The organism is Stenomitos rutilans (assembly GCF_059505485.1).
In genome coordinates this window covers 1-7,654 of the sequence record NZ_JCACKR010000019.1, presented here as the reverse complement: position 1 = coordinate 7,654, position 7,654 = coordinate 1, and the positions used below count along the sequence as shown (strand labels likewise).

At 49.4% G+C, this 7,654-nt stretch carries 9 protein-coding genes; 6 read left to right on the top strand and 3 right to left on the bottom strand.

The genetic code is table 11. The features are described from left to right. The first annotated feature begins 685 nt into the window (after positions 1-685). Positions 686-1,162, top strand: coding sequence for an NUDIX hydrolase (locus AC5JLP_RS01995; RefSeq protein ID WP_496066220.1), 477 nt, complete (start codon positions 686-688; stop codon positions 1,160-1,162). 8 nt (positions 1,163-1,170) lie between these two features. Here AC5JLP_RS01995 and AC5JLP_RS01990 read toward each other — a convergent pair whose 3' ends face one another. From AC5JLP_RS01990 to AC5JLP_RS01980, 3 genes are all read right to left on the bottom strand, one after another. Further along, a complete protein-coding gene (locus AC5JLP_RS01990; protein WP_496066219.1) occupies positions 1,171-1,449 on the bottom strand; it encodes a hypothetical protein in 279 nt (92 codons plus the stop codon). Between the two features lie 339 nt (positions 1,450-1,788). Next, positions 1,789-2,109 carry a hypothetical protein gene (locus tag AC5JLP_RS01985; protein WP_496066218.1) on the bottom strand — a complete coding sequence of 107 codons (321 nt, stop codon included), beginning with the start codon at positions 2,107-2,109 and terminating at the stop codon, positions 1,789-1,791. Positions 2,110-3,309: 1,200 nt separating this feature from the next. Then, positions 3,310-3,831 (bottom strand): GNAT family N-acetyltransferase, encoded by a 522-nt coding sequence (locus AC5JLP_RS01980; protein WP_496066217.1) that lies wholly within the window; start codon positions 3,829-3,831, stop codon positions 3,310-3,312. A 230-nt stretch (positions 3,832-4,061) separates the two neighbouring features. Between AC5JLP_RS01980 and AC5JLP_RS01975 the strand changes: the two genes are divergently transcribed. The 5 genes from AC5JLP_RS01975 (at position 4,062) to AC5JLP_RS01955 (ending at position 7,551) form a co-directional block, all read left to right on the top strand. Next, positions 4,062-4,787, top strand: coding sequence for a hypothetical protein (locus AC5JLP_RS01975; protein WP_496066216.1), 726 nt, complete (start codon positions 4,062-4,064; stop codon positions 4,785-4,787). Between the two features lie 121 nt (positions 4,788-4,908). Continuing rightward, entirely contained in the window at positions 4,909-5,772 is an 864-nt protein-coding gene (locus AC5JLP_RS01970) for an alpha/beta fold hydrolase (protein ID WP_496066215.1), read from the top strand. A 31-nt stretch (positions 5,773-5,803) separates the two neighbouring features. Then, positions 5,804-6,721, top strand: a complete 918-nt coding sequence (locus tag AC5JLP_RS01965; protein WP_496066214.1) for a hypothetical protein — start codon at positions 5,804-5,806, stop codon at positions 6,719-6,721. A 101-nt stretch (positions 6,722-6,822) separates the two neighbouring features. Beyond that, a complete protein-coding gene (locus tag AC5JLP_RS01960; protein ID WP_496066213.1) occupies positions 6,823-7,071 on the top strand; it encodes a CHAT domain-containing protein in 249 nt (82 codons plus the stop codon). Positions 7,072-7,119: 48 nt separating this feature from the next. After that, a complete protein-coding gene (locus AC5JLP_RS01955; protein ID WP_496065911.1) occupies positions 7,120-7,551 on the top strand; it encodes a helix-turn-helix domain-containing protein in 432 nt (143 codons plus the stop codon). The last annotated feature ends 103 nt before the right edge of the window (positions 7,552-7,654 follow it).

Here is a 7,654-nt window from a genome sequence, read left to right as displayed (position 1 = left end):
CACTGCTAAGCCGCAATCACTATGATTTCCGGTTTTATTGAATCCATAATCCTTAATGACTTGAGTACTGCAACATTTTGCGCAGCACACCCCAGTGCCCCACCGCAGTTGGCGCACCGTTTCGTCGCACTTGGCATCATCAAGCAGGCGAGTGAGATTGAGGTTAAGCATGACAACAGCCCGTTTGTTGGACGATGGCCTCCTACCAACCTACTCTGGTCAAAGTCACCTCCCTGGATCACCGATTGAGCCTTTACGATTACCGAGCTTAAATGGCAACAATTGTTAGGGCAGATACGGCTAAAGCTTGACCCTGCTGTGAGCTACCTACCAGCCATTGCTATTACTTCTTATAGCCGAGAGTATGGTGCTGATGCCGCTTTAAGCGCTGGTTTTGACCGCTTTCTTACTAAACCAATAAACGCTGAGCCTCTAGTAGAAGCAATCTTGCAGCTCGTTGAGTAAAGAGGGTAAACGTCTGTCTCTTTGAACGGTTCAGCCATGCTTATTGATCGCGATGCGTTTATGTTGCAAGACGGGGGTAGATCTGCGATTGAAATGACCAGGATGCTCTCGGTCAAATAGAGTTTCGCTAGCACCGCTATTAGAAGAATGCTCTGGCAGTAAGACGCTTTTTAATTAGCACAATTGAAGTACGTCTTACTGCCGATTAAAGCTATGAAAGATGACATTATCATTGGGTGCGTTTGTGTCGTCCGTGAGCAAGATGATCAAATTGGCATTTACACTGCGGCAGTCCAGCGTGATTCCTTATCGCATCAAAGATGGAGCACTAGAAGTTTTACTGATCACGTCTACCAAGCGCAAGCACTGGATTGTACCTAAAGGTTGGATTGCAATCGGTTTCAGTGCTGCTGCTTCAGCCGCCAAAGAGTCATGGGAAGAAGCAGGCGTTACGGGTAGAGTGATCATGCCTGTATTCGATGTTTACCCCGATCACAAGTGGGGCTACCCTTGCCAGGTCGAAGTCTTTTTACTGTCTGTTGAAGCCGTAGCCGAAGCATGGCCGGAGGCCCAAAAAAGAAAGCGACAATGGCTGAGCTTGACGGATGCTACCAATCGAGTTACAGGAAAAGCGCTTAAACGACTTTTTAGCAAGCTACAGACAGAAGCCGCTCTGCTTCATTTTGTTGATACATAAACAGAACGCTATAACCACCGAAATCGTGAGGCGAGAACGCCTATAAGCACAACTAAACCCAGCGATCGCCGGAAGTAATTAACGCCTTGAAAGAGTTCTTGCCATGCCCAAGTGAACAAAGAGCCAAACGCCAAAGCGTCCAGAAGTGTGTGAAGATTGCCACTTGTGGGCAAGAGGTTCAGTAAAGTCGCTGCAATCCAGGTTAGAAGTGGCAGGTTGGGAAATTGAGCGATTACAAGGTTGCCATCGCTATCCCGAAAGGTTCGATCGAAGAGAGAGCTTTCCATACTTCTGAGCTTACCTGGAACTCGCTTTACGTTCCTCTCTCTTTGGGTGAACCACAAGGTTGTCAGGAGACAAAGCGTTTGAGGGCTTAGGAGCAAACCCTTCAAACGCTCAATCAGCAAGTGGTATCGAAGCATATTAATGGAGTTTTTTGTCTGCACTCTCCCTTAATCAAGCAAGTGCGATCACCTGATTTATAAGCACTTCGGGTTCGTATAGCTCAATTTGGGTATGCCTACTTCAAAGGCTACGCTAACAGGCTGCTCGAAGGTCTTGGATAATAGATACGAAGCCAAAACCTTTGAGCAGCTTGACCCTATGGAGTAATCTCTGACGTCGGCTTAGCGCGTTGAAACCGTCTCTGCCCTATTACCCTTCGCCACAACTGCTACCGTTTGTCCTTTGTGCAACTTCAGCTGACCCATTTGGCGGGGAGTTACTTGAAAGGTCTTTTGCTTCCCAGACATTAGTTTCAGCGTTAATGTGGTTTTGGTAAACGAAACTACTTGTCCGCGAAGGTGAGTGCTTGTTACCACTGCATTTTTCCCGCTTGCGGGAGTCATGGTCGTACTCGACATTTGACCAGCAATGGATGGATCATGCAAGACAGCCGCTAGTAGTAAAGGCAAAGCAGTGCTAACCAACGCTTTCAGTTTCTTCATTGCGATCGCTCCTTCTTGAGATTTAACAAGACACAGTGACACAGCGGCTCGAAGTCAGTGTGTCACTGTGTTGTCGATCGCTTGCCAGAGGCCGCATACAGGCAATCAGGCTTCAGCCCTCACGTTTTTAGGCGACAGAGCATAGGACGAAAGCCAGTCACGGTAGGCTAGGGCTTCGTCTCTAGAACCGAAGACGGGTGTTCTTAGAAAGGGCAAGTGCGCGATGGTACAGGAGCGAACGAGGTAGATAGATGCCCCCCATTGCAAATACCAAAAGTGTTTATGCATGGTTTGCCAAGCTCAACAGGGATGAAATATATACGTTGTTATAATCCACTCGGTTTTAAACTGTTTCGGAAATTCTTTAAAAAACTACCCATGCGGGTGAGAGCCTAACTTGCACAACCTCAATGGATAGAGAATGGCCGCGTGGATGCGCAACGCGTCGTTCAGCACACACCCATCTACCCATCGCCCCCTGCACTTAAAGTTGACAGTCTACTAGGGCGCGTCATCAATTGAGCTCAAAAACCTTGAGTATCAGCCTTACCGCGCCCGTTCTAACAAACAAGGCTAGGGGCTGGAACCTTTGCTGCGAGACATGTGCATTAGTAATTGATGACAGCCCCTAGTACAGCGCATCAAAAGTTCTGCAACGTCGGTTGCAAGAGTGCTGAGTGCTGTAGCTTGCTGCCGCTTTGCGGTGGACTGAGTGCTGAGGACTGAGTAGCGCTCAAGCCTGTTGCCTCATTTCTGTTTCAGAACACTAGTCCGATCGGTTACAAAGGTTTCGTTGGGTAATGTGCTTGACCGCCTTGTTTTTGTAAAGGCTGGAAGATCTATCAAAGCTGCAAGTGCAATCCGCTTCATGTGTATTGCAAAGAACGACACATACTTAGGAGCAAGACCCGATCGCTCACATCCCGTTTTGTGCAGCCTGATGAGTAAGCCTGCCCTCTTCGCACCATTCGATGAGAGCAACCTCAAAAAAGCAGCCTTTGTATCTAGTCAGGCAGTTTTTAGACCCCTCCAATCCTTCTCCCCCCACAAGAGCAGAGAGTCAAACAACTCAAAGTCCCTCTCTTTAGCCGCCTTCTCAAAGGGTGGAGGACTTGACTTGAGGGAGAGCACCATCACCTGATGAAATAGAAGGCTCTAAGGTATCCTCTAGAAGCTTTTCTAAACTCCGTACCCTTTTATCTAATCTGGGTACCAAAACATGCCTTTAATGCCTTCTGGGTCAGACATAAAGCCTAAATTTCGGTAGAAATCCACTACTTGCGGGTCTGCAAAAAGCGTAATGTTACTAATATCTTCACTTCGTAATTTTTTGATCACCTGCTTCATGAGCGCCTTGCCCAGCCCTTTACTCTGGAAGTCTGGATGAACGACCACATCCCAAATAGTTGCGTTAAAGGCATGGTCAGAGGTGGCGCGTGAAAAACCGATGAGCCGCCGATGCGAACCTTGTTGTTCCCACATTGAAACGACTAAAAAACTATGCTGAATTGCTTTCTTGACTTTACGCAGGGGACGGCGAGACCAGCCAACCGCGTCACACAATTCTTCGAGTTCATACAGGTCGATTTCTCGCTCTGTGCTAAAAAATATGCGAGCGTGAGACCGATCGCCAGTAGCCCTAGTGGAATAGTCCTCCACTTGCATCGCCTGAGATGCGGAGGGGGCATCAGAACTGCTAAACAGGCTTTTCCAAAAACCCATGCGAGCGTGGTTAAGGTAGTAGTTAGATCTCGGTAATAGATAGTATACGCTCTGTGCCCTTTCCGCGTGCGGTTTCCCTTGCCAGATTCATTAACCAGTCACCGTGTTCTAAGAAAATGACATCAGAGCTTGGAAATGAGGCGATCATTAACCTAAAGTAAAAGCTCTAACGCTGGACGATCGTTCACAGTACAGATGGTCTTAACCTAAACAAACGAGTTTTTCCGATTATGGCTCTGGGCTTAAAGTCATCGACGCTAGAACTCTTGAAGCGCTTCAACCGTGCGTTTCCCCAGTTCTATGAGCAGTTTGTCAGCAGCGAAATTCAACTGCAAAATTTGAGACTGGCATATCACCTTTACAAAACAAAGCAAGCCGTCATTGAGCTGAAGCCAGAAGGTAGCAAGAGTGCGTTGCATTTCGCCTATCGCAACCAGTCGTTCCTGCTGAGCGATATTTTTGGCGTGCTGGCAGCTTACGGTCTCACCATCCATAGCCTCAGCCTGTACGGGCAGATCTACCCGCCCATGCTGGTCTTCATTAAGCTGATTGTTTCTCGCAGCGGCAAGGCGTTGAGTGACAAGACGGCTGAAAATGTCTGTCGGGCCATTCGAGAAGCATTGGCAGGGCGCTTTGAAGTTGAGGAAATGCTGGCGGTAGAGTTCAACCTGGATGCGGGACTGGAGCAGGTAGAAACCGAGTTTTATGTGGATCCGGTCTTTCACCTACCAGCACTGTTGATTGAGGCAGACAACCAACCAGGACTTTTCTATAAAGTGATGTATGCCATCTGGCAAGAGGATCTGTTGGTGGTGAATGCAAACCTGCTGGTGTGGCGTGGACGGACTCGCCTCATTCTTTATCTGCTGGGGCCCAACGAAAGTTTGATTCCAGAGTATTTAGGGCAAAAAATTGCTGAAGGAATGAAGCAACGGCTTTTGGGAAGGCGGTTTTAGAAAGATAAAAGGTAAAAGGCAGAAGGCAGAAGGCAAAGGGCGTTATTAGAAGAAAGCTGACTGCTGACCGTTCGACCTTAGCCTTTGCTTCTAGCGTTCCCTGTCGGGTTACGATAGAGGGATGCAGACGATCGACATTCTGGGAGTGCCGCACGCTTACGAATTGACGGCTCCCACTGCTTCAAAGGCTGTTCTGGTGTTTATTCATGGCTGGCTCCTTAGCCGCAGCTATTGGTACCCGTTAGTTGAGCAACTATCCCCCAGCTATCGGTGTTTGTTTTACGATTTAAGAGGGTTTGGCGCTTCTCAGCCTTGCCATTCGGCAACCGACAAGCCTGTTCCCCTTGGTTATGGCCTGCTTGACTATGCCAAGGATTTAGCGATCCTGCTCAAGGAATTGCAGATTGAGCAGGCTTGGCTAGTCGGCCACTCGATCGGCGGTAGCATTGCGCTATGGGGAGCCGATCAACTGCCGCAGCAGGTTAAGGGGGTCATTTGCTTGAACTCTGGAGGCGGCATTTATTTGAAAGAAGAGTTCGATCGCTTTCGGGCGGTAGGGCAGCAGTTGGTCAAGCTGCGTCCGCGCTGGCTGTGCTACATGCCATTCCTTGATTTGCTGTTTACGCGTGCCAGTGTGACCCGTGCGATCGCTCGTCAATGGGGACGACAGCGATTGCTGGACTTTGTTGCTGCCAACTCCGAGGCGGCGTTAGGCATGCTGCTAGATTCGACGACGGAAGCAGAAGTCCATCTTTTGCCGCAGGTGGTGGCACGGTTAAAACAGCCCGTGTATTTTATGGCTGGGTCGCAAGATCCCATCATGGAGCCGAAGTATGTGCGCCATTTAGCCAGCTTTCACCATATGTTTCATGCCTGTGGTGATAATGTGGTCGAGATTGCCGACTGCGGACATATGGCGATGGTGGAGCAACCTGATGCCATAGCGACTCACATGCGGGCGATTTTGGCTCAACATGAGGTGTGAGAACCAGAAACATGGCTAAGGAGTAAGCGCAATGTTAGTTTGGTTCATGCATGGAGCTTCGGTCAGAGCAAGCGGATATGCTGATCCACTGCGATCGCGCATCATCAGTGATTTTCTCGATCGAGGGTTGTCCAGCCCAGAGTTCTACTCCGCGTTTTGGGGCGATGCGCTCGGTCGCACAGACGAACTGTGGGGTTGGATTCAGCAAGATCTGGAAGCCTTCAAATGGGATCATCCTCAAATTGATCTGGACGATGTGTTTCACTATCGTCAACGGCGTGAACAGCTCATTACTGGGTTCTTTAACGATATCTTTAGCTACCTCAATAGTCAGCAGGGGCGCGAAGTGCGTCGGCTGATTGCGGTACAGTTGCTCAGCTTCTTGACCGAAAACCCCTTCGAGGAAGACATGCACATTGTGGCGCATTCTCTGGGCAGCGTGATCTTGTGGGATATTCTCTTTTCGGAAAGTTTCGACGATTCTGATCCAGCGTTCTACGTTCGCCATGCCATTAAAGGGTTGAGTGGACGCAGCGAAGGGCGCAAGGTGAAACTTAGAAGTGTGACCACACTTGGATCACCCATTATGATTTTTAGTCAGCTTTTACGGATTAATGGCGATCGACTTAAAGCGTTTGCCAGCCGCTATCTGGGTGAACCACTGCGTTGGGTCAATGTGATTCACGCATCAGATGTGTTTGCCTATCCGATTCGCGCCAGTCTGGAGCTAGAGGATACAACGCTGTATTTTCAGGATCATTATCTGGGCGATCGCAGTTTTTTCAAAAAGCAACTGGGAGATGTCACGATGGCGCTGGGGCTGGTTGCTGACCATAGCCGCTACTGGCGCAGTAGTCGTGCCGCAGGGGTGGCGATCGCAAACTTGCTGGACGATCGTGCCACCCTGGAGCAAATCAGCCCTATTTTGGAGTTTGGAGAGTCTGATTAAGCGTAATACCAGTTCTCAGTTTTGAGTGTTGAGTTTTGAGTGACGGAACCTGCATAGCATCCCCGGTTAGAGTGCATCATCTGTAACTCAATTAAAAGGAAATGGTATTACAGGCGGCACCAGCAAAGCCAGAGCAGTGTTGGCTTCACTATGGCAGGTTGATGATCCCAGCTACCAGCCAGTTGATGAAAGAGTTCTACAAGAACCTATCTACTGGCACTATGAGCAAAGCTGAAGCATTGCAGCAGGCACAACCAACCTTAATGGGAGCAGAGGCGCGCGTAGCGAAACAAATACGTGGTGATAGTTTCAAACTACCCATAAGCGATGGCTCCACACCTTCTAAGTAGGTGGGTGGAATTAATTGTAAGATAGAGCGTTAGCTAAATTCGCCTATCATGCCTGCTCCTTTACGCATTGTTTTGACCCCTGAAGAAGACCGTACCCTCACAGAACTGCGACTAGCTCAGAACCTTCCCCAGCGCACGCGTGACCGCGCCCACATGTTGCGACTGAACGCTCAGGGATGGAATGTGCCCGCGATTGCGGACATGTTCGAGTGCCATCCTCATACGGTCAGAGCGACACTGCGACGGTGGGAAGAACAGGATTTAGGCGGACTATGGGAAGCCCCAGGACGGGGCGCAAAACCAAAGTGGCAAGCCTCAGACTTGGCTTATCTGACGGCGTGCTTAGAGCACGAACCCCGCACCTACAACAGTCTGCAATTAGCCAAAAAGCTGAAACAAGAGCGGTTAGTCGATTTGAGTCGTGACCGACTCCGCCGACTCCTTAAAAAAAACTTACCGCTGGAAACGCACTCGACATAGTCATCGTCGCAAACAAGACCCGGTGCAAAAGGCGCGCAAGCAGGCAGACTTAGACACCTTAGAGCTAGCCGCACAGGCGGGGCATATTGCACTCAAGTATCTC

Bases quoted from the DNA above. Each gene is read 5' to 3' on its own strand.
- AC5JLP_RS01995 (WP_496066220.1), top strand. From the start codon at position 686: ATGACATTATCATTGGGTGCGTTTGTGTCGTCCGTGAGCAAGATGATC.
- AC5JLP_RS01990 (WP_496066219.1), bottom strand. From the start codon at position 1,449: ATGGAAAGCTCTCTCTTCGATCGAACCTTTCGGGATAGCGATGGCAAC.
- AC5JLP_RS01985 (WP_496066218.1), bottom strand. From the start codon at position 2,109: ATGAAGAAACTGAAAGCGTTGGTTAGCACTGCTTTGCCTTTACTACTA.
- AC5JLP_RS01980 (WP_496066217.1), bottom strand. From the start codon at position 3,831: ATGGGTTTTTGGAAAAGCCTGTTTAGCAGTTCTGATGCCCCCTCCGCA.
- AC5JLP_RS01975 (WP_496066216.1), top strand. From the start codon at position 4,062: ATGGCTCTGGGCTTAAAGTCATCGACGCTAGAACTCTTGAAGCGCTTC.
- AC5JLP_RS01970 (WP_496066215.1), top strand. From the start codon at position 4,909: ATGCAGACGATCGACATTCTGGGAGTGCCGCACGCTTACGAATTGACG.
- AC5JLP_RS01965 (WP_496066214.1), top strand. From the start codon at position 5,804: ATGTTAGTTTGGTTCATGCATGGAGCTTCGGTCAGAGCAAGCGGATAT.
- AC5JLP_RS01960 (WP_496066213.1), top strand. From the start codon at position 6,823: ATGGTATTACAGGCGGCACCAGCAAAGCCAGAGCAGTGTTGGCTTCAC.
- AC5JLP_RS01955 (WP_496065911.1), top strand. From the start codon at position 7,120: ATGCCTGCTCCTTTACGCATTGTTTTGACCCCTGAAGAAGACCGTACC.